18 protein-coding genes are annotated in these 20,967 nt (G+C 59.5%); 12 read left to right on the top strand and 6 right to left on the bottom strand.

Annotated features, from left to right (window positions below):
- Positions 1-13: 13 nt before the first annotated feature.
- The 3 genes from leuC to EKH79_RS18470 are packed head-to-tail and all read right to left on the bottom strand — an operon-like array spanning position 14 to position 4,028.
- On the bottom strand, positions 14-1,426 hold the full coding sequence (gene leuC / locus EKH79_RS18480) for a 3-isopropylmalate dehydratase large subunit (protein WP_126675318.1): 1,413 nt from the start codon (positions 1,424-1,426) through the stop codon (positions 14-16).
- Positions 1,423-2,424: a branched-chain amino acid transaminase gene (locus EKH79_RS18475; RefSeq protein ID WP_126675317.1), complete on the bottom strand. Its 1,002-nt coding sequence runs from the start codon at positions 2,422-2,424 to the stop codon at positions 1,423-1,425. Before EKH79_RS18475 ends, leuC begins: the two co-directional genes overlap by 4 nt.
- Positions 2,421-4,028, bottom strand: coding sequence for a 2-isopropylmalate synthase (locus EKH79_RS18470; protein WP_126675316.1), 1,608 nt, complete (start codon positions 4,026-4,028; stop codon positions 2,421-2,423). The genes EKH79_RS18475 and EKH79_RS18470 overlap by 4 nt, the downstream gene beginning before the upstream one ends.
- Before the next feature lie 495 nt (positions 4,029-4,523).
- Here EKH79_RS18470 and EKH79_RS18465 point away from each other — a divergent pair, with 495 nt between their 5' ends.
- From EKH79_RS18465 to EKH79_RS18435, 7 genes are all read left to right on the top strand, one after another.
- Entirely contained in the window at positions 4,524-5,072 is a 549-nt protein-coding gene (locus tag EKH79_RS18465) for a MarR family winged helix-turn-helix transcriptional regulator (protein ID WP_126675315.1), read from the top strand.
- 49 nt (positions 5,073-5,121) lie between these two features.
- A complete protein-coding gene (gene pssA, locus EKH79_RS18460; protein WP_425478528.1) occupies positions 5,122-6,525 on the top strand; it encodes a CDP-diacylglycerol--serine O-phosphatidyltransferase in 1,404 nt (467 codons plus the stop codon).
- A gap of 247 nt (positions 6,526-6,772) precedes the next feature.
- Positions 6,773-8,449, top strand: coding sequence for a type IV secretory system conjugative DNA transfer family protein (locus tag EKH79_RS18455; protein ID WP_126675313.1), 1,677 nt, complete (start codon positions 6,773-6,775; stop codon positions 8,447-8,449).
- A 59-nt stretch (positions 8,450-8,508) separates the two neighbouring features.
- Positions 8,509-9,420: an ankyrin repeat domain-containing protein gene (locus EKH79_RS18450; RefSeq protein ID WP_233590393.1), complete on the top strand. Its 912-nt coding sequence runs from the start codon at positions 8,509-8,511 to the stop codon at positions 9,418-9,420.
- 182 nt (positions 9,421-9,602) lie between these two features.
- Positions 9,603-10,469: an ankyrin repeat domain-containing protein gene (locus EKH79_RS18445; protein ID WP_233590392.1), complete on the top strand. Its 867-nt coding sequence runs from the start codon at positions 9,603-9,605 to the stop codon at positions 10,467-10,469.
- Between the two features lie 24 nt (positions 10,470-10,493).
- The gene (locus tag EKH79_RS18440; protein ID WP_126675312.1) at positions 10,494-13,358 is read left to right on the top strand and encodes a Tle-like phospholipase domain-containing protein; all 2,865 of its coding nucleotides are present in this window, start codon (positions 10,494-10,496) and stop codon (positions 13,356-13,358) included.
- Positions 13,359-13,463: 105 nt separating this feature from the next.
- Complete coding sequence (locus EKH79_RS18435; RefSeq protein ID WP_126675311.1) at positions 13,464-14,036, top strand: hypothetical protein; 573 nt, start codon at positions 13,464-13,466, stop codon at positions 14,034-14,036.
- Between the two features lie 195 nt (positions 14,037-14,231).
- Here the strand turns inward: EKH79_RS18435 and EKH79_RS18430 are convergent, their stop codons facing one another.
- Both EKH79_RS18430 and EKH79_RS18425 read right to left on the bottom strand, forming a co-directional pair.
- Positions 14,232-14,828, bottom strand: a complete 597-nt coding sequence (locus tag EKH79_RS18430) for a GNAT family N-acetyltransferase (RefSeq protein ID WP_126675370.1) — start codon at positions 14,826-14,828, stop codon at positions 14,232-14,234.
- Positions 14,829-14,832: 4 nt separating this feature from the next.
- On the bottom strand, positions 14,833-15,039 hold the full coding sequence (locus tag EKH79_RS18425) for a YdcH family protein (RefSeq protein WP_126675369.1): 207 nt from the start codon (positions 15,037-15,039) through the stop codon (positions 14,833-14,835).
- A 127-nt stretch (positions 15,040-15,166) separates the two neighbouring features.
- Here EKH79_RS18425 and ttcA point away from each other — a divergent pair, with 127 nt between their 5' ends.
- The 5 genes from ttcA to EKH79_RS18400 all read left to right on the top strand — a co-directional run bounded on the left by ttcA (position 15,167) and on the right by EKH79_RS18400 (position 19,894).
- Positions 15,167-16,048 (top strand): tRNA 2-thiocytidine(32) synthetase TtcA, encoded by an 882-nt coding sequence (gene ttcA, locus EKH79_RS18420; RefSeq protein WP_126675310.1) that lies wholly within the window; start codon positions 15,167-15,169, stop codon positions 16,046-16,048.
- 42 nt (positions 16,049-16,090) lie between these two features.
- Positions 16,091-17,290 (top strand): amino acid aminotransferase, encoded by a 1,200-nt coding sequence (locus tag EKH79_RS18415; RefSeq protein WP_126675309.1) that lies wholly within the window; start codon positions 16,091-16,093, stop codon positions 17,288-17,290.
- Positions 17,291-17,453: 163 nt separating this feature from the next.
- Positions 17,454-18,371, top strand: coding sequence for a recombination-associated protein RdgC (locus EKH79_RS18410; RefSeq protein ID WP_126675308.1), 918 nt, complete (start codon positions 17,454-17,456; stop codon positions 18,369-18,371).
- A 128-nt stretch (positions 18,372-18,499) separates the two neighbouring features.
- Positions 18,500-19,267, top strand: a complete 768-nt coding sequence (locus EKH79_RS18405) for a M48 family metallopeptidase (protein ID WP_233590391.1) — start codon at positions 18,500-18,502, stop codon at positions 19,265-19,267.
- Positions 19,268-19,315: 48 nt separating this feature from the next.
- Positions 19,316-19,894, top strand: a complete 579-nt coding sequence (locus tag EKH79_RS18400; RefSeq protein WP_126675307.1) for a methyltransferase family protein — start codon at positions 19,316-19,318, stop codon at positions 19,892-19,894.
- A gap of 55 nt (positions 19,895-19,949) precedes the next feature.
- Here EKH79_RS18400 and EKH79_RS18395 read toward each other — a convergent pair whose 3' ends face one another.
- Entirely contained in the window at positions 19,950-20,942 is a 993-nt protein-coding gene (locus tag EKH79_RS18395) for an alpha/beta fold hydrolase (protein WP_233590390.1), read from the bottom strand.
- Between the last annotated feature and the right edge of the window lie 25 nt (positions 20,943-20,967).

The following is a 20,967-nucleotide window of genomic DNA, read 5'->3' as shown; positions in this document are numbered from 1 at the left end:
TCGCGTGTGTGATTCATGCGGCGGCCTCCGTCAGGTATTCGCGTGGATCGGCGATCGCGCCGGCGATGGCCGAAGCAGCAGCCGTTGCAGGACTTGCGAGCACAGTGCGTGCGCCTTTGCCCTGGCGGCCTTCGAAGTTGCGGTTGGAGGTGCTGACGACGAGTTGGCCCGGTTGCGCAAGATCGCCGTTCATCGCGATGCACATCGAGCAGCCGGGAATGCGCCATTCCGCACCGGCAGCGAGAAACACCTCATGCAAGCCTTCGCGCTCCGCATCGCGGCGCACCGCTTCGGAACCCGGCACCACCAGGACGCGTACGCCATCGGCGACGCGATGTCCGCGCATCACGTTCGCCGCTTCGCGCAAATCGGAGAGGCGCGAGTTGGTGCAGCTGCCGATAAACACCACATCGACCGACATGCCTTGCATCGGTTGGTTCGGCTTGGCCTGCATGTAGTCGAGCGCGCGCTGTTCCGGCGCATTGCGTGCGACAGGAACGGGTTTGTCCATGGCGATCGCCATGCCGGGATGCGTGCCGTAGGTGACGGTCGGACGAATCTGGCTCGCGTCGATATGCACTTCGCGGTTGTACTCGGCGCCTTCGTCGCTGCGCAGCGCGCGCCAGCGTTGCACTGCCGCGTCCCATGCCGCGCCCTGCGGGGCGCGCGGACGTCCCTTCAACCATGCGAACGTGGTCTCGTCAGGCGCAATCAATCCGGCGCGTGCGCCGGCTTCGATGGACATGTTGCACACCGTCATGCGTTCTTCCATCGACAGCGCTTCAATCGCGGCGCCGCGATATTCCAGAACGTGTCCGGTGCCACCATCCACGCCGATATGGCCGATGATGTGCAGGATCAGATCTTTCGCGCCCACGCCGCGCGGAAGCTTGCCGTCGACGTGGATCGCGAACGTTTTCGGCTTGCGTTGCAGCAGGCACTGCGTCGCCATCACGTGACCGACTTCGGTGGTACCGATACCGAACGCCAACGCGCCGAACGCGCCGTGCGTCGAGGTGTGGCTGTCGCCGCACACGATCGTCATGCCGGGCTGCGTCGCGCCCAGTTCTGGCCCGATCACATGCACGATGCCGCGATCACTGCTATCCCAACCATAAAGTTGCACGTCGAATTCGCGGCAATTGGCTTCCAGTTGCGCGACCTGCGCTTTCGCTTCGTCGTTTGCATACGGACGTTCGCCGTTCGCCAGCGCCGGCAACGTCGGTGTGGAGTGGTCGAGCGTGGCGAGTGTGCGATCGGGACGGCGCAGCTTCAGTCCGCGCTGACGCAATTCGCTGAATGCCTGGGGTGAAGTGACTTCGTGTACCAGATGCAGGTCGATGTACAGCACGGACGGTGTATCGGGCGTTTCTGCAGCGACGACGTGGGCGTCCCAGATTTTTTCGAATAGCGTGCGCGGACTCATGCCGAAACCTCTGACGTAGCGTGCTGTTGTTGAGTAGTGCGGCCATGGATAGTCGTTTTTTGACTTTCGCGATCAGGGATGACCGCATTCACGTGAGTCAGCCAGCCGTAGCGGTCTGGCGTGCGTCCATCGAAAAGCCCGAAGAACGCATCGCGTAGTGCGCGCGTGATGGGTCCCGGCGTACCGTTGCCGACGTTCTTGCGGTCGACCGAACGCACCGGCGTGATTTCTGCAGCGGTGCCGGTCATGAAGACTTCGTCGGCGGAATACAGCGCTTCGCGTGGCAGGTCGCGCTCTTCGACGGCGATACCGAGATCGGCGGCAAGCGCGACCACCGTGTCGCGCGTGATACCGGCGAGAATGCCAGCGCTCGACGGTGGCGTGAGTAACTTTCCGCGCTTCACCAGGAACAAGTTTTCGCCCGCACCTTCGCTCAGGAGCCCGTTATGTCCCAGCGCGATGCCTTCGTCGAAACCGCCGCGGCGCGCTTCCAGACCGATCAACTGACTGCTGAGGTAATTGCCGCCCGCCTTGGCCCAGCTGGGAAGCGTGTTCGGTGCGGGGCGATTCCACGACGACACGCAAACATCGGCGCCTACTTCGGCGGCTTCACCCAGATACGCGCCCCATTCCAAGGCCATGATCGCGACGTCGACGGGCGCACCGTCCCTGGGGAGAACGCCGAGCCCGCCGGCGCCGCGAAAAACAATCGGTCGTACATAAGCCGATGCCATCCGGTTGGCGCGAATCAGTTCCAGGCATGCTTCATCGATCTCCTGCTCGCTGTAGCCGATCTCGATCTCGTACACGCGCGCGGATTCGAACAGACGGCGTGTGTGATCGGCGAGGCGAAAATACGCAGGACCTTCCGGCGTCGCGTACACACGTTCACCTTCGAATACGGATGATCCGTAATGCAGCGCGTGCGTGCTGACGTGGACGGTGGCCTCGGCCCAGGGCTTGATCCGCCCGTTGTGCCAAAGAAAGGGCGTGCTCATGCGGAGACTCCTTGCGCCGTTCGTGCGGCTCCTGGTCCGTCGCTTACCTGTCGCTCGATGCGGTTGACGATGGCCAGTGCCGCATGTGCGGTGGCTTCGATGATGTCGGTGCTGACACTGCTGCCGTTCCAGTCGCGCTGTGCGTGACGTGCCGTAAGTTGCGCATGACCTTGCGCATCGCCGCCTTCGCTCATCGCACGCACCTGAAAGCGCTTGAGCACCATGTCGGTGCCGGTAGCGCGTTCGATCGCGCGCAATACTGCGTCGACCGGTCCGTCGCCGATGGCGGCCTCGCCGATTTCGCGGCCGTCTTCGTGGCACAGCTTCACGGTTGCCGACGCGCTACCGCCAAGATGCGAGGTGGTGTTGAGCTGATCGATGCGCCACGGACCGATGGCGTCCGGATCCTGGCCGAGTGCCAGCGCTTCCAGATCCTCATCGCGAATATCGCGCTTGCGATCGGCGAGTGTCTTGAAGCGCTTGAAGATGCCCTCCATAGCGGCTTCGTCGAACGTGTGACCGAGCGTTTCCAGGCGCTGACGAAGCGCGTGGCGGCCGGAATGCTTGCCCAGAACCAGTGTGGTTTCGGCGATGCCCACGTCCTGCGGGCGCATGATTTCGTACGTGCCGCGATGCTTGAGCATGCCGTGCTGATGGATGCCCGATTCGTGCGCAAAGGCGTTTTCGCCGACCACAGCCTTGTTGCGCGGTACCGCTTGGCCGGTGACCTGCGTCAACAAGCGCGAAGTGGGATACAGCTTGCGCGTGTCGATGTTGGTGCGCAGGCCGAAATGCGGCGCGCGAACCTTCAGTGCCATGACGATTTCTTCGAGCGCCGCGTTGCCTGCGCGCTCGCCGATACCGTTGATGGTGCATTCGACCTGGCGCGCACCTGCGCTCACGGCAGCGAGGCTGTTGGCGACGGCCATCCCTAAGTCGTCGTGGCAATGCGCGGAAAACACCGCCTTGTGCGCATCGCGAACGTGTTTGCGCAGATAGGTGAACAGCTCGACCATTTCGGCCGGCGTCGTGTAACCCACGGTATCGGGTGCATTGAGCGTGGTTGCGCCGGCAGCTATCGCTGCGCTGAAGACTTCGACGAGAAAATCCGGTTCGGTGCGTAATGCATCTTCCGCTGAGAACTCGACGTCTGCGCTGTATTTACGCGCGCGCTCGATCGATGCAACTGCCGTTTCCAGTACTTGCGATTTGCTCATCCCGAGCTTGTGTTCGCGATGCAGCGGACTGGTCGAGAGAAACAAGTGAATGCGTGCATGGTGTGCGCGTTCGAGTGCGCGTGCCGCGGTGTCGATATCGCCGTTCTGACATCGCGCGAGTGCGCATACCGTCGTGTTGCGCAACGTGCGTGCGATTTCGTCGACGGCTGCAAAATCGTCGGGAGAAGCCTGTGGAAAGCCCGCTTCCAGGACGTCCACGCCAAGGGTTTCGAGGGCTTGTGCCATGCACAATTTCGCACGCCGGTCCATGGAAAAACCGGGCGCCTGCTCACCGTCGCGCAGGGTCGTGTCGAAGATGCGTACGCGATCCTCGGCGCTATCGCCGCCCTCGGCGTGGTCTGTCGGATTTACTGTTTCGGGGTTCATGCCTGGCTCCGTTTGGGTCGGTGCCGAGGGGCAACAAAAAACCCCGCATCCTTGTCGGGTGCGGGGTTCTTCGGGGTATCTAGGTTAGTTTTGCTTTACCTGGACACGCGCCCTCAGCCCGCACCTCCGTTAGTAATAAGGAGTACGAGTACGAGGGAGAGAAGAAGGAGGCCGCCCAGAGGCAACATGTCGGCAACCGTTGGAGGACGGATGGCCCGGGTCACGTAGCGGTGGCTGTTGCGCTGCGGCATGTCATGGACCGTACGGCACCCGGCAACGATGTGTCAATCATTTTTTTATGATTATTTTTCCGAACTGCGAATGCGTGCGCGTATGGACGGCTAAACGTCTGCATCTAACAATGACTTCGCGCCACTTTTGTTTCATGCGAAACTAAATTGAGTTGGTTCTTTGCGGAGTACTGGTTCGTATGTTTACGTAGGTGGATACCTAAATTCGCGAAGGACTCAGCGATTGAAGGGCGAGGCGGTGGTCATGGCCGTCTTCGATGCGAGACCATGCGCGCGGATAGGCGGAAGGTCTTATGCAGCCGTAAACAGTGCAGTGCTCATCGAGAAACGCGTGGCGATTACGTATCGCCGTCATCCCAATTTTCCGCGAGATATATCGCTCCTTCTTCGGATGATCCGGAAGATCGCGCGGCGCGTCGCATCCGATGCCAACGTGGTATTGCAAACATGGGCTATCAGCCATTCGGAATACATGATCCTGATGTCGCTCTATGGCACCGAGGGTTACACACTGACCACGGCGGCGTTGTGCGACGCTATGGGTGAGAGCGCAGGAAGCTTCGCACGTCTGGCTCGGCCTCTGGTTTCAAAAGGGCTGATTGTGCGAGGACTACATCAACGAGATAGGCGAAAAGTGACATTCAATCTTACGCCTGAGGGCTTGCAGCTTATCGATGCTTTCTTGCCCGTCGTCAGTGCCCTGCTGGATCGTTTGTCGCAAGTGCTCTCGCAGACGGAGCTGAAGGAGCTCGATGGGCTCCTGAAGAAAGTTCTTCGGGAATGCGAGATGTGACTTAAGCAGTGAGGATGGGCGTGTTGGGCGCGTTGCGTGACACGCTACCATGGGCGGCATGAGTTCTCGCCCACCTTTGCCACAACGACTGGCCCGACGCCTTTTGCCGTTCAGTCGATCAAGGAAGCAACCGGCACAGGAGATGCCCGCTTTTGCGGTGCGCCCGGAAGATATCCAGACGCTGGATGGACCTGCCTCGTTCCGCAGCGCGCTTTTGACGCTGATCAAGCAGGCCAGACGCCGAATCGTGCTCGTGGCGCTATACCTGCAGGACGACGATGCGGGGCGTGAGGTGCTCGAAGCGCTGGCCGCCGCGCACAAGGCAAATCCAACGCTGGATATTGAGGTCTACGTCGACTGGCACCGCGCGCGCCGCGGACTGATCGGCAAGGCGGCGAGCGAAGGAAATGCTGCGATGTATCGCGAGTACGCTACGCAACACGGCGATGCTGTGAAGGTGTATGGGGTACCGGTACAAAATCGCGAATTGTTTGGTGTGCTGCATCTGAAAGGTTTCGTCATCGACGATGATGTGCTGTATAGCGGCGCCAGCATCAACGATGTCTATCTCGTGAAACACGGGCGCTATCGGCTCGATCGCTATCACCGGATTCATCACGCGGGTTTGGCCGACAGCATGGTTCGCTTTGCGAAGCACCATCTCGCCGAATCGGAGGCGGTAACGCGACTCGATCAGCGGCCGCTTCCTTCCACGCGCGACTTGCAGGCACCCATTCGACATCTGCGCCGTACGTTGCAGCATGCTCATTACACGACACCGCATGCGGCATTGAAGGAGGGCGACGTCGCCGTCACACCCTTGGTGGGTTTCGGCCGCAGTGCCAATCAACTCAACGATGCGCTGTTGATGCTGTTGCGCAGCGCGCAAAAACGTGTGGTGATCTTCACGCCGTATTTCAATTTGCCTAGACAGGTGCGCGCAGTGCTAGGTCATTTGTTAGGCCGTGGCTGTGTGATCGACATCATGGTCGGCGACAAAACGGCGAATGATTTTTACATTCCGCCGGAAGAGCCGTTCCGAAAGATTGGCCTGCTGCCCTATCTCTACGAGAACAACCTGCGCCGCTTTGCCCGCAATCATCGTGCGCACATGCTACGCGGGCAATTGAATCTGTGGCTGTGGCGCGACGGTGGTAACAGCTATCACCTGAAAGGTCTGCTGATCGACGATGAGATGGCGCTCATTACCGGCAACAACCTCAATCCAAGAGCGTGGGCGTTGGATCTGGAGAATGGATTACTGCTGCGCGATCCATCGCATCGATTGACGGCGCAGCACGAAGCGGAGTGGGCAGCATTACGCCGCCACGCCACCCGTCTGGACGACTATCACGCGCTCGACAACCCGCGGCATTATCCCGCCGATGTGCGCACGCTGCTGCGCCGACTGCGCCGCGTTCGGCTCGACCGCCTGCTTAATCGCTTGCTGTAGTGGGATCGCTTTGCCCAGCCGCATCCGTTAGAGATTTAGATTCAGTGGACGCGAAACAAGCGGCCGATCGCATGATGCGGCGCACGCCCAAGCGAAGACAGGGTGGTCTTCCGCCATATTGCCTGATGCCATATTCAATTTCCGAGCACAGCTCGTGAAGCTCGAACCCTACAGCTGGATCGAACATCCCGCGATAGCTTGGCCTTTTACCATACGCATGCGAATCGCATGCGCGGAGGAAAGGTCAATGAGCGCACGCGTGAAGCTGGGTATTGCCGCCGTACTTTTGTTGCCGACGATCATCGCCGGTTCGTATTTATCAGGTTGGCTTGTCACGCTGCTGCTCCATGTCAATGTCCCGCTGAGCGGGCTGACCTACTGGCGCTATCTACAGGCGCTAGATATGCCCGCCTTCCAAATGTATGCCGGCCGAATAAAAATGGCTGGTTGCATTGGTTACGGCTCAACGGCATTGGCGTGGCTGGGCGTGTTGTATCCCATGTTGCGCACCCAAAAGCGAGCCACTCACGGCAGCGCCCGCTTCGCAGCGCGTAGCGATCTCGGTAAATCCGGCATGCTCAGCAAGGATCCCAGCGGAATCATTGTCGGCAAATCCTCCGGGCGTTTTTTGCGCTTGTCCGGTACGCGCCATGTTCTTCTTGCCGCTGGCACGCGCAGCGGCAAGGGTGTCAGCTTTGGCATACCCAATGCGCTGCATTACGAGGGCTCGCTCGTCATGGTCGATATGAAGCAGGAAGGCTTCGATATCACCTCCAAAGCGCGTTCCCTTCTAGGTCCCGTGTTCCTTTTCAATCCCTTCGCCGAAGACCTGCGCACTCATCGGTGGAACCCGTTTGCTTACGTGCGTGCTGATCGCTTACACCGCGCCAGCGACCTGCAAGCAATTTCCGAATGTCTCTACAAACAAACACCCGGACAAGATCCATTCTGGGCCAACGCGGCACGCAACGCCTTTGAGGCCGCAGCCAGCCTGTTATTCGATAGGTGGCAGCACGCTGAGCAATCCGGCGCCGATGCGCAGGAGCTGTATCCGACGCTGGGCGCCATATATCGCCTAATGTCCGGCAACGGTGACGATCTGAAGGCTCATTTCAAATCTCAGCTCACGCAACCAGGCACCAGCACCGCTACGCGCACCGCATTCGCCAACATCACCTCATTGGCCGATCAAACTTTCTCCTCGGTGATTGGCGTCGCACAAGCGCCTTTGCTCATTTTTGCCAGCCGTGTCCTGGACGAAGCTACCTCAGGCAACGATTTCGACCTGCGCAGCTTGCGCCGCCTAAGACAAAGCATCTATGTCGGCGTTGCGCCAAACAGGCTGGCTGAAGCGCGCGGCATCCTGAACTTGTTCTTCGAGCAGGCGATCAAGCTCAACACAGATGTCACACCTCAAAAAGATCCGTCGGTGAAACACCAATGCCTGTTTCTGCTCGATGAATTCGCCGCTTTGGGTCGCATCGACTGCCTTGTCGATGGCACGACCTACGTTGCCGGTTATAACGTCCGCCTAGCCTGCATGATTCAATCGCTATCCCAACTCGATGACGTCTATGGGCCCGACAAAGCACGGACCATGATCACCAACCTCGCCTGCCGAGTGATTTTTGCCCCGAGCGAGCAGCGCGATGCCAACGACTTCAGCGAAATGCTCGGCTATACCACCGAGCGCAAGCAACAGCGCACACGCGCCAGCGGTGGCAACGTTTCGTATACCGACATCGAAGAACGCCGCGCACTGATGTTGCCGCAAGAGTTGAAGGCACTCAGCCCCAAAAAGGAAATCGTTTTTGTCGAAGGCGCGGAGCGTCCCGTCCTGTGCGACAAGATCCGCTATTACGAAGACAGGGATTGCACGCCTAAATTGCTCGGCGCAGTGGAGGTGCCCAAGCTGGAACTGTGAGTTAGTGCAACGGACAACTGTGAATAAAGACGCACGCACACGTGCAGACAGGAAGATATATGAAAAAAGCGTGGACGCGCTTTGCATGGCTCGTGGCGACGGCGATGCTGCTGGCTAGTTGCAACATGCCGGAATCATCGGGCGGCTCGGTGCAACAACCGCTCTTTTCCGCTGATCAGGTTTTCAAAGACCCCGACGCGCAAGCGCTGGCAAATGCTGCCGCGCGGGGCGATGTCGACGAAGCGCGATATCTGATGAAAGACGAACACGTCAACCCCGACACGATCTTTGCCGACGACGACAGCGGCATGCCGTTGATCGCGTGGCCGGTGTTCAACCTCAATCCGGCGGGACTGAAAGCCATGCTGGATAACGGCGCAGATCCGAATGCGCGTAAGGCAGGTGAACGCATCGCCTATAACTCAGATGGCAGCAGTGAATCGTTCCATAAGCATGACAGTGCACTGGTATGGGCGGCCAGACAAGATGATCCGATCTATTTGAAGCTTTTATTGGATCATGGCGGCGATCCGAATACGCGCAATATGGATCATGACACGCTGTTGTTCCAGGCTTTCATCTGGCATCGCCAATGGAAGAACGTACAGACGTTGGTGGAGCATGGCGCCGATGTAAACGTGCACAGCGGATCTGGGTCCATTCTTTACGACTTCGCGACATCCGGTGGCTTTGAGCAGGCCTATTGGTTACTGCAGCATGGCGCTGACCCAAAGTCCGCAGCGATAGCTGATCCTATTCCACCGTCTACCGAAACACGATATCCGGTTATCGAAAGTGTCTTTTGGTATCCCACCAATCCCAAGCGCGCAGATTGGCTGGATTGGCAGCGCAAATGTCAGCAATGGCTTCTCAGTCATGGTTATAAGCGCCCTCCTTTGTCAGCACCTTTTCGTGATTGGCGTAAACCGTTTGGTTTGCCATACGAAGAAAAAGATATCCCTTTGCTGTAATGACTGAAGTCAAGGAGAAACAATATGTCTAATGAACGGAAACAACTGCAGGACGAGCAAGAATTAATTCTCCGGATGCACGAACACGGCGGTACCCTCTCATGGTGAAGAGTGGGGGTTATGGACTGGGATCGCCTATAAAAATCGCATGGATGCGCTTCGCGTGCGTCGTTGCAACAGCGGTGTTGCTCGCCGGTTGCAACATACCCGATTCATCGGGTGGCTCTGCGCAACGACCGCTCTTTTTCGCCGATCAGGTTTTCAAAGACCCCAAGGCGCAAGCGCTGGCCAATGCTGCCGCGCGGGGCGATGTTGAAGAAGTGCGGCATCTGATGAAAGACGAACACGTCAACCCCGACACGATCTTTGCCGACGACGACAGCGGCATGCCGTTGATCGCGTGGCCGGTGTTCAATCTTAATCCAGCTGGCCTGAAGGCCATGCTGGATAACGGGGCAGATCCGAATGCGCGTAAGCCTGGACATAGGGTCAAGAAGTTTCCGGATGGGAGCGTTAGTGATCACTTTATGTATGACAACGCCATGGTGTGGGCGGCCAAGCAGGACGATCCGATCTATTTGAACCTTCTTCTGGATCATGGTGGCGATCCCAACACGAGAAATGGCAACAACGAAACGTTGCTGTTTCAAGCATTCATTTGGCATCGACAATGGAAGAACGTACAGGCGCTGGTGAAGCATGGTGCTGATGTAAATGCGCACGCGCAGGGGAGGTCCATTCTCTACAACTTCGCCACATCCGGTGGCTTTGAACAGGTTTATTGGCTGCTGCAGCATGGCGCTGATCCAAAGTCCGCAGCGATGGCTAATCCTATTCCGCCGGCTACCGAAACACGATATCCGGTCATAGAAAGTATTTTTTGGTATCCAACCGACCCAAAAAAACTGGAGGTACTTGAGTGGCAACGCAAATGCCAACAGTGGTTGCTTAGCCATGGCTATAAGCGACCGCCTCTATCAGCGCCCTTTCGTGAATGGCGTAAAGCGTTCGGTTTGCCATACGAAGAAAAAGATATCCCTCTGCTGTAACAGCAGCGATCAAGGAATGACGTGATGTCTAACGAACTTCAACAAATGCAAGACGAGCAAGAGCTGATTCAACAACTGCGTGCTCGCGGTGATACGGCTTCGCTTCAGTACGCCAATCAAGTGCAAAAGGATTATCGCGATCGACAAATGGAAGCCCTGTCGCAAGATGTTTATAAGGCAGCCAATGGCGAAGGCCATCCCCCGCTGGGTTGGGTGAGATTGAGCGAACATCCGGAGCTATTTCGCCAGTATGCGCGGGATCTCCGTATGAGCGATGCGGAACTCAATGAAGCTCTGCATTCCGATCAATCGGGCTTTCGTGCGGAGGTCTACATTCCCGATCCCCAAATCCTAGGTCCCAGTTTCAAGCCGACGGTGGCTTTTAAAGGTTCGTCCGGTGAAGTTAAGACCTCCGACGGCAAGCATCACGACACCACGATTGAAGATTTCCTTGGCAATAACGGTCCGCAATCCGTCGGTTTGGAGACCGACTATTACGACCGTGCGATGGGGCTAGGTCTCGAATTTAAGATCCATAACATTGTTGTCGATTTCGCCGGCCACAGCCTGGCAGGCGGCATGGCTTCCGCCGCGGCTGCTGTTACGGGCTATTCCGCAACCACCTTCAACGCCGCCGGGCTTCATCCGCTCACCGCCAAACGCTTCTGCGATCAAAACAACATCCCGCTGTACGACGCTTCTCAACATGTCACCGCCTACCAAGTCAAAGGCGAACTTTTAAACGATGGGGTGCAGGGCAATATCCACGCCATGGACAACAGCGAGCGCGCGCAGCTCGCGATGGTGTTGAAGGAAGTAAGCAATCTGGGCACGCGGTTGCCCGATGCGCGCCATGCGCTGAATGAATGGATGCAGCGGATCGATCTGCCACTGCAAGCGCAACAGTCGACGCTCGCGTTTATGGACAAGGTGGCACACGGCAATGCCGATCAACTGCTGCGTGATTTGCCTTTAGCTAGCGGTCAAGTTCAACTGCTCGAAGCGATGACCCGCGATGCGCACGGCGACCTCGTGCCGCGCGATGCAACGATGGGCTTGCCCGAACTCTCTGCACGACTCGCACCGGTGATGGAAGTGCTGAGCGTGGCATCGTTGGGTGCACGCGCGGGCGATACGTTGGGTGCCGTCACGTCGCTGCCGCAGCATTTGGGAGGTAACGTCTTGCATGGCGTTGGTGCGAACGTGCGCCACGCAGGTGAGCTGCGCGGCGAGGCGGCACAGATAAACACACAGATGGACGGCGAGATGCGACGCCAGACCGAACATGTTGCCGTGGCCGCCGCAGCGCATGCGCGCGTGGCGGGTGCAGAGATCAGCGCGCAGATCGATCAAGCCGTGGGTCACGCACGGCAGTGGGGCACGTCGCTCGATGCCGCCGTGTTGCGCGGCATCGGGCATGTGGTTACGCACGATGCGCAGCAACGGCTCGCTATGCAGGCCGATGCATTGGAGCGCACCGGGCAGCGCGCTGTGGTGCAGGGAGCCATGCAGGCCACTGCGGATCGGCTTGCGGGCGAACACGATGCGGCCGCGTTGCGTCGTGCGGGCCTGAGCGCCGAGCATGCGACGACGGCCTTCGCTAACGACTATGGGCAAGCACAGCACGATGCGAGCGCACAAGCAGGAGAATGGGTCGGCCGACAGCTGGATGGCGCCGGCAACGCCGTACAACGCGTGGGCGATTATCAGCACGAGGCATTCACAGCGACAGGCGCTGCCGTCACCGGTTTGTCCGCTACTGGCGTGGCGCTTTCCACGGCTGCGCTACCTTCCGGGCAGGCGCATTTGAACAAGGCTGTCGATGCGGTGCGCCACGCGGCTCCTACCGGCAACGAAGCGTTCCAGCGTCATTTGATGGGGGCCACCGTCGCGCCCAGCATGGATTACTACGTCCAACAGCGGGAGGCAGCGGCGAGGGAATACTTGCAGCACACGCCTTCTCTTGAGCGCCCGCCGCATGCGCCCGTCACGGAGCATGCGCCATCCAAGCACGAGGCCGCCGCAAAACAAACGCCGTCGATTCCCGATCATCTGCGCGATTTTCGCCATCCCGATCATCCCATGCAGCAGCCTTACCAGCGCGCGCTCACCAAGGTGCACGCGATGGAAGACCTCAACAAGGTGCCGCATGGCGAGCACAGCGAGCGCATGGCCGCCGCGTTAGTCGATACCTTGCATGAGGCGCGCTTCGGCAGCCTTGACCGGCTTGAACTGCGCGGCGCAGGCAAGCACGCGCAAGTGGTGGCTCATCAAAGCCGGCCCTCCGTCTATATGCCCGAACGCGACGTGAGTGTGAGCGTTGAACATGCGTTGTCGCGCACCGTCGGGCAGCGCGCGGACGATTGGTCCAAACGCGCCATGCCGCATGTGCACGAACCGCTGCCCGCCATCGCCGCCGAATGGCGCCCCGATCCGCGTACGTTGCCGCCGCACGATCTGCGCCATCCCGATCACCCGCAACATGCGCTGTATCGGCAGGTCCACACGCACGTAGCAGACGCCTACGGCAAAGCCGGTATACCGCGCAGCGATACACAACTCGAACACGCCACGGCGGCGACGTTGCTGCAAGCGCAGGTCACGCAGGTCGATTGGACCCAGGGCAATCAGGTCTTCGTTGCGCAAGATCGCGCCAGCGGCGTCATCGGACCCCAGAGCCCCTTGGTGATTCGCCAACCCGACCACGTTTATGGCTACCGCAACGACATCGTTCCTGCGCAAGCCATGCAGCATGCACCCGAGCACTCGTTTCAGCAGATGGGGCAGGTGGCGCAGCAGCAAGCGCACGAACACCAACAGTTTGAGATGCAGCGCGCGCACGTCGGTGCACAGACACCCGCGATGGGGTTGCCCGGCGGCGGCCGGTAGTTGACGTTGATGGCTCGACTCTAGCGGAACCAAAAAGCACAGGGACGCCTCGCGGCTGGCCGAAGGTCACACCGCAGGCATGGAGATTGCGACAGGAGTGCAGCGATGTTTTTTCGCAAGTGGCGAGCAAAGAGGCGGGCGCAGATCGCACAACAATGGATGTTCGAACAGATGAGTCTTCCCCCGGCCGAGATCCCGACGCAGACGATCGACCAGGCTGAGCTGGAACGGTGGCGGCTCGAGCGGGCCGCGCTGTTCCCTGCGTCCGGGCCCACGGTCGCGCTGGATTGCGATACCGATGACATGGAGCAAAAGGTTGAGGCATTGTTCGACTGGCAGGCGCAGACGGCGCCATGGCTGAAAACGATTCTGGAAAGTCATCGCGACACTATCCATTTCCTGGAAGTGCAGCGCATTTGCACGGTTCAACAATTACACGTCATGTCTTCGGTACTCGATTCCCTGATCGTTACGCATGTGCGGCCCGATGCATTGCTGCACAAATGGAATCTCGAAGTACCTGAGCTGATCGATCATATTAGTGACAAGGTGCCGGACGATCTGGGTGAGCATCTCAAAGAGGCAACGCTGGCTTGGAAGGCTGTCGTAAAGCACTATACGAAGCTTATCGAGCGTGCCGATGCCTATTACAAACAACAACGCGAGCAAGATGATTGATGAGAAGCGTTAGGGCATCGAGTCCGATGCGGCCCCTCCGAGTCGATAGCTTTGCTGCGTTGAGATGGATTCCATCAGTAGTCTTGGCGCTAGGCAGAAAGCATGCGAATACGCGCCGTTGCCCTACCGCAGTGGATTTCAATGAGATTTTTGCCGAGGTTATCGTGGGCGCCATTTGGCTGAAAATCGACGGCTCTAACTGCTCAACCGCGTCAGCCGCATGTCCAGCCAGCGCTGCACATCGGGCCACTCGCTGGCGATGATCGAATAACACACCGTGTCGCGTAGCGTGCCGTCGGGTCGACGCTTGTGCGCGCGCAGCACGCCATCTCGATGTGCGCCGAGCCGCTCGATAGCGCGTTGCGAATCGAGGTTGCGGCCATCGGTATGGAACTCGACCGCCACGCAATCAAGCGACTCGAACGCATACTTCAGCAGCAGGCGCTTGCACGCGGTATTGAGATGGCTTTTCTGCCAGCGCTTCGCATACCACGTATAGCCAATGGCGATACGCGGCAGTTCCGGCGCGAAATCATAAAAGCGCGTGGTGCCGACGATCCGGCCGCTGTTCTTCTCGCGCACTGCAAACGGCAGCATCGTGTTCGCGGCCAATCCATCCAGCGCTTTCTGGATATAGACGTGCGCCTGGCCGGGTGCTGGCGCGCTGGTGAACCACAGATTCCACAGCTCGCCGTCGGCCGCGGCCGCTTCGAGGTCGGGAACGTGGTGCAGACCGAGTGGTTCGAGCAGGACATAGTCGTCCTGGAGAGCAACCGGGGCGAGTGCGGGCATCGATTCAGGCGTCAAGGTCGGGGATCAGTTTGCTTTCAAGCCGCGCGATGGTGTCTTTCAGCAGCAGCTTGCGTTTCTTCAGCCGTGTGATTTGCAGCTCGTCGCGGCCAACGGCTTGCGCCAATTGCTCGATCGCCGCGTCCAGGTCGCGATGCTCCTGGCGAAGCTCTGCCAGTAAGTGGGCGATCTGGGTCGGATCCTGAGCCTGCATGGCGTAGGGGCGCTCGGGGCGGCGATGAAAACGTGATTGTAGCGCGCTCCCAGGCGGCTGGCGCTGCGGAACAAACCGAACGGGCGGGGCAGGTACAATACGCGCTTGCCCGTTCGATGCCGTTGCCATGTCCGCCCACCTTGACATCGTTTCATTGGAAGTCACCCGCAAGCGGGCTTATGAAGCCGGCAAGCTGGCGAAGCGTCTGCGCCATCAGGTGGGTCAGGCGATTGCCGACTTCAACATGATCGAAGACGGCGACAAGGTCATGGTGTGCCTGTCCGGCGGCAAAGACTCGTACACGATGCTGGATATCCTGGTGTCGCTGCAGGCCAAGGCGCCGGTGCGCTTCGAGCTGATCGCGGTGAACCTGGATCAGAAGCAACCGGATTTTCCCGAGCACGTGCTGCCGGACTACCTTACCGAGCGCGGTGTGCCGTTCCACATCATCGAGCAGGACACCTACAGCACCGTCACGCGCGTGATTCCGGAAGGCAAGACGATGTGCAGCCTCTGCTCGCGTCTGCGCCGTGGCGCGCTCTACCACTGGGCGGCGGCCAACGGCGTCACCAAGATAGCGCTGGGCCATCATCGCGACGACATTCTCGGCACGTTTTTCCTCAACCTGTTCTATCAGGGCAGTTTGAAGGCGATGCCGCCGAAGTTGCGTTCGGATGACGGCCGCCATGTGGTGATTCGCCCGCTGGCGTATTGCAAGGAAGATGACATTTCCGACTATGCCGAGCACAAGCAGTTTCCGATCATTCCCTGTAACCTCTGCGGTTCGCAGGAAAATCTGCAGCGCAAAGCGGTCAAGCGCATGATGCAGGAATGGGAGCGCCAGTTTCCGGGGCGCAGCGAAACCATCTTCCGCGCACTCGGCAACGTGGCTCCATCGCAATTGACCGATCGCAAGCTGTTCGATTTCTCTTCGCTCGGTGCGCGCGAAGGCGTCATGCGCGCCGACGCGCACGATTGGCTGGCCGGCGGCGACGCTGGCGAGCATTGATTTAGACGTCCATTTCATTCACCCCTGATATCGAGTACTGCCGTGTCCCACTTTGCATCCGTTGAAATGACCCCTGGCGATCCGATCCTTGGCCTCACCGAGGCATTCGTGGCGGACAAACGTCCGGGCAAGGTCAATCTCGGCGTGGGCATTTATTACGATGAAACCGGTCGTATTCCGGTGTTGCGCGCCGTCAAAGAAATTGAACAGAAACTCGCGGCCGAATCGCTGCCGCGCGGTTATCTGCCGATCGACGGTCTGCCTGCTTACACGCAGGCCACGCAGAAGCTGGTGTTCGGTCCCGAATCGCCGCTGCTGGCTGCGGGCCGCGTGGCCACCTCGCAAACCATCGGCGGCAGCGGTGCGTTACGCGTGGGTGCGGATCTGCTCAAGAAAGCGTTGCCGAACGCAAAAATCGCGATCAGCAGCCCGAGCTGGGAAAACCATCGCGTCGTGTTCACGGCTGCGGGCTTCGACGTCGTCGAATACGCTTATTACGATGCCGCCACGCATGGGTTGAATTTCCCCGGCATGCTGGCCGATCTCGACAAGCTCGAACCTGGCACCGTGGTGCTGTTGCACGCGTGCTGCCACAACCCGACGGGTGTGGATCTCACTGTCGATCAGTGGAAGCAGGTCGTTGCATTGGTGAAAGACCGCAACCTGCTGCCGTTTATCGATATGGCCTATCAGGGCTTCGACAAAGGCATCGATGACGATGCCGCAGCGGTGCGTTTGTTTGCCGAGTCGGGCATCGAGTCGTTCATCGTCGCCAACTCGTATTCGAAGTCGTTCTCGTTGTACGGCGAGCGCGTGGGTGCGTTGTCGATCGTTGCTGCGAATCGCGATGAGGCGCTGCGCGTGCAGTCGCTGGTCAAGCGCATCATTCGTTCGATCTATTCCAGTCCGTCCACACATGGCGGCGCGTTGGTCGCCGGTGTGCTCAACAGCGCGGAATTGCGTGCGCTGTGGGAGTCGGAACTTGCCGGCATGCGCGAACGCATTCATGCGATGCGCGCCGGCATGGTCGAAAAACTCGCTGCGCAAGGTGCGCCGCAATTCAGCTTTATTCAGAAGCAGGCGGGCATGTTCTCGTATTCGGGTTTGAGCAAGGCGCAGGTGGATCGTTTGCGCGAAGAGCATGCGATTTACGCCATCGGTACCGGCCGCATTTGCGTCGCTGCGTTGAATCGCGCGAATCTCGACAACGTGGTTTCTGCTGTCGCTACTGTTATTCGCTGATACGCCGTAGTACCCCCTCCCCTGCGTGCAGCAGGAGAGGGCTGGGGTGGGGTGAAGCCCAGCCCATGTCGAAATCCGTATGACCCCATCCCAACCTTCCCCTGCAAGCAGGGGAAGGGGCGGAACATCTACGTTGTCGGAACACATTTAAAAAAAGGTCTTCATGTTTTTTCGCAACCTCACGCTGTTTCGCTTCTCTCCCGCCGTTGCCAAAGATCTGAAGCGCCTCGATGAGGCGCTGGCCGATCATCGTCTTCGCCCCTGTGGTCCGCTTGAAATGGGCACGCGCGGTTTCGTGCCGCCGGTCGGTCGCGGCGACGAGGCGGCGCTCACGCACGAAGTCAACAAATGCACGCTGTTGACCGTCGGCAGCGAAGAGAAATTGCTGCCCGCTGCCGTGGTCAACGATGAGCTGCAGCGCAAGGTGCAAAAAATCGCCGAGGAAGAAGGCCGCAAGGTCGGCGGCCGCGAGCGCAAGCGCATCAAGGAAGATCTGCTGACGGAGCTGCTGCCGCGGGCGTTCGTGCGCAGTTCGCGCATGTCCTCCTACGTGGATCGCAAGAACGGCTGGCTGGTGCTGGATACGGCTAGCCGCAAGTCGGCCGAAAATGCGTTGACGCAGATGCGCGAAGCACTCGGCAGTTTCCCTGCTGTGTCGCTGGCGCCTGAAGAAGGTCCGCGTGCACTGATGACCGATTGGCTTGCCACCGGCAAGTTGCCAGGTGGCCTGGTCCTTGGCGACGAATGTGAGCTGCGCGATCCCGCCACAGCTACCGGCGCCATCGCACGCTGCCGTCGTCAGGATCTCGATGCCGAAGAAGTGAAAGAGCATCTGCGCAACGGCAAGCAGGTCTTCCAGCTGGGCCTGGTCTTCGACGACCGCATGAGTTTCGTCCTGGGCGAGGATCTGGTCATCCGCAAGCTGAAATTCCTCGACGTGGTGATGGACGAGCTGGGCGACAGCCAGCAGGACGCTGCCGCCGAAATGGACGCCCGGTTCGCCCTCCTGACCCTGGAGCTGGAGCGTTTGCTGGCCAAAATGGAGGAGTGGTTCGGCCTCCCGCGTCCCACCGAAAGCTGAGACGCGCGCCAGACCGGCCTTCCCGAGGGGGAGGCAAAATAGCCCTTGCGCAGGGCTTCGCCACCCCACATTCTCGATGGAGCCGAGGGCCATTTTGGCCCCTGGCAGCAGTAGGGAAAGGCAGGATCATGGCGTACCTCGACGGCGACTGGCTGGAGCTGGCAACCCCCAGCGGCAACACCATTCGTGTGCTTAAAGCTTCGCACCCGCGGGCGCGACGGCTGCGGCTCACCGTGTCGCCGAAAGGTGCGCGCGTGACGTATCCGCAGGGCACGCATCCGTCGCAGGTCAACGCGTTTCTTCGCCACAACGCTGATTGGCTGGAGAAGAAACTCGACGAACTGAATCTCGTCGTCGAACCGCTGCCGCCGTTGCGCGTAGGCCATGTGCTGGAGTTCCCGCTGCGCGGTGAGCCGGTGGTACTCGACTGGGCCGAAGGTGCCTATCCGCGTGTGGTCGCTTACGACGGTGGCGTCACGCTGGAGATCCCTCGTCCGCATAGCCGTGCGCTGCCGGTCGCGCGCGGTCTGCTCGCCTCGCACTTCGAAAACCTTATTCGCCGCGACGTTTCGCGCTGGCTTGCGGGTTACGTCCCGCAACTTGGCCTGGCGCCGACGGCATTACGTATTCGCCCTATGAAAAGTTTGTGGGGCAGCCTCGACACACGCGATCGCATCAACCTCGATCTCGCGCTGGCGCTGGCGCCGCCTGCGGCACTGCGCTATGTGCTCGCGCACGAGCTTTGCCATCTGAAAGTGCGCAATCACTCGCCGCGTTTCTGGGCGCATGTCGAATCGATTTTCCCGGACTGGCGCGAGCAGCGCGACTGGCTTCGCCAAAACGGCGCGATGTTGAAGGCCGAACTGGATCGACTGATCGCCGACGTCGCGGATTGACGGTGCGTTCGTCACGCTAAGCCGCTCATCTTCACGAGGAGGATACGGATGTCGTTCTCATTCGCTTACTTGTTCGGTGGCGCGTGGCTGATCTGGCTGATTTACTGGGGCGTCAGTGCGCTGAACGTCAAAAGCGCGGTGCGTGTCGAATCGAGCCTTTCGCGTTTTGGCAAATACGTACTGCCGCTCATCGTCGCCGTGCTACTGCTGCAGAATTATCCCGCGTATCGCGGTACTTTTCTGGTCGAGCGTTTTGTGCCGGCGCAGTGGTGGGTCGTGTGGCTGGGGTTTGTACTCACCATCACCGGCCTGGCCTTCGCCTGCTGGGCGCGTGTGATTCTCGGGCGCAACTGGAGCGGTGTTGTGCAGCTCAAGCAGGATCACGAGCTGATCGTGCGCGGTCCGTATAGCCTCGTTCGCCACCCGATTTACACAGGCCTTCTGCTCGCCTTTTTCGGTACGGCGGTGGGTATCGGCGAATGGCGTGGATTGATCGCGACGGCAGTCGTCGGCGTGTCGTTCTGGCGAAAGTTACGACTAGAAGAGCGCTGGCTGACCGAGCTGTTCGGCGAGCAATATCGCGCCTATATGCAGCGCGTGAAAGCGCTGATTCCCTGGGTGCTTTGAATCCGTAACGCGAATACACGGCAGGCTGCGCCATGACGCAGCCTGCCACATGCTTTTACTGATGCGCCAACGCAAAGTTGGTGAGAATCTGTGTGAACTGCTGCGGCTTTTCCATCTGCGGCATGTGGTTGCAGCCATTGATGATGCTGGTGCTGATCGCAGGCGAATGCGTCAGGCCGTCACGCAGCGTGTCGAGCGCGGAAATATCGATGATCTTGTCGTCGTGGCACCACAGGCCGAGCACCGGCATGGTCAATTTGTCGAGGCGATCCTGAAGCGCCAGCGCCTGCGAATTGTCGCGCAATTCTTTAAACGTGCTTTCGATAAATGCGCGGTTTTTGATGTTGTCCTTCACGAACACATCGATAAAACGACCCGGAATATTCGGCACATTCTCGAACGCCAACGATGTGGCACGTTCGAAACCCGCGCGATCATTGAAAATGAAAGGATCCGTACCGGCCAAGGCCTCCTTCGCGAAGTCGTTCTCCTTGAACTTCAGGCCGAGCGAATCGACAAGCGCCAGTTCGATGACATTGTCGGGGTGCTCCGACGCATACACGCCTGCAATCGCACCGCCCATCGAATGACCGACGAGAAGGATATGGTGAGCGTTGACCGCATCCAGGAAATTACTCAGGCGCGCGGCCTGGCTATCGATGTTGTAACTGGCGCCCGCAACGCGCGACGACTCGCCCCAGCCCGGAAGGTCGGGAATGATCACGTGAAAGTGCGGGGTCAGGATCGGCGCTACTTTCAGCCACACGTCTTTGTTCGCAGCGAACCCGTGCAGCAGGACGATGGTCGGTCCCTGGCCGCCTTCGTAATACACCCAGTTCGTATCACCCACTTGCACTGAACGTGTTTCAAGCTGCGCGTTCATCGCTTCCCAGGCGACGTGGCCTTTGAGCAGCAACTGTGGTGCGACCAGGTAGCTTCCGCCCAGGCCGACGATGGCTAGCCCCGCGATGATGCCGAGAAATTTCAGGCGGCGCACCAGCAGGCGTTGCCAGAGTGGACGTGCGTTGGGACCGGTTGGTGTATTCATAGTTGATGCTCACATGGACGGAACA

The sequence above is a fragment of the Dyella dinghuensis genome (assembly GCF_003977615.1).
Classification (GTDB): domain Bacteria; phylum Pseudomonadota; class Gammaproteobacteria; order Xanthomonadales; family Rhodanobacteraceae; genus Dyella_B; species Dyella_B dinghuensis.
This window is presented reverse-complemented; position numbering and strand designations above follow the sequence as displayed.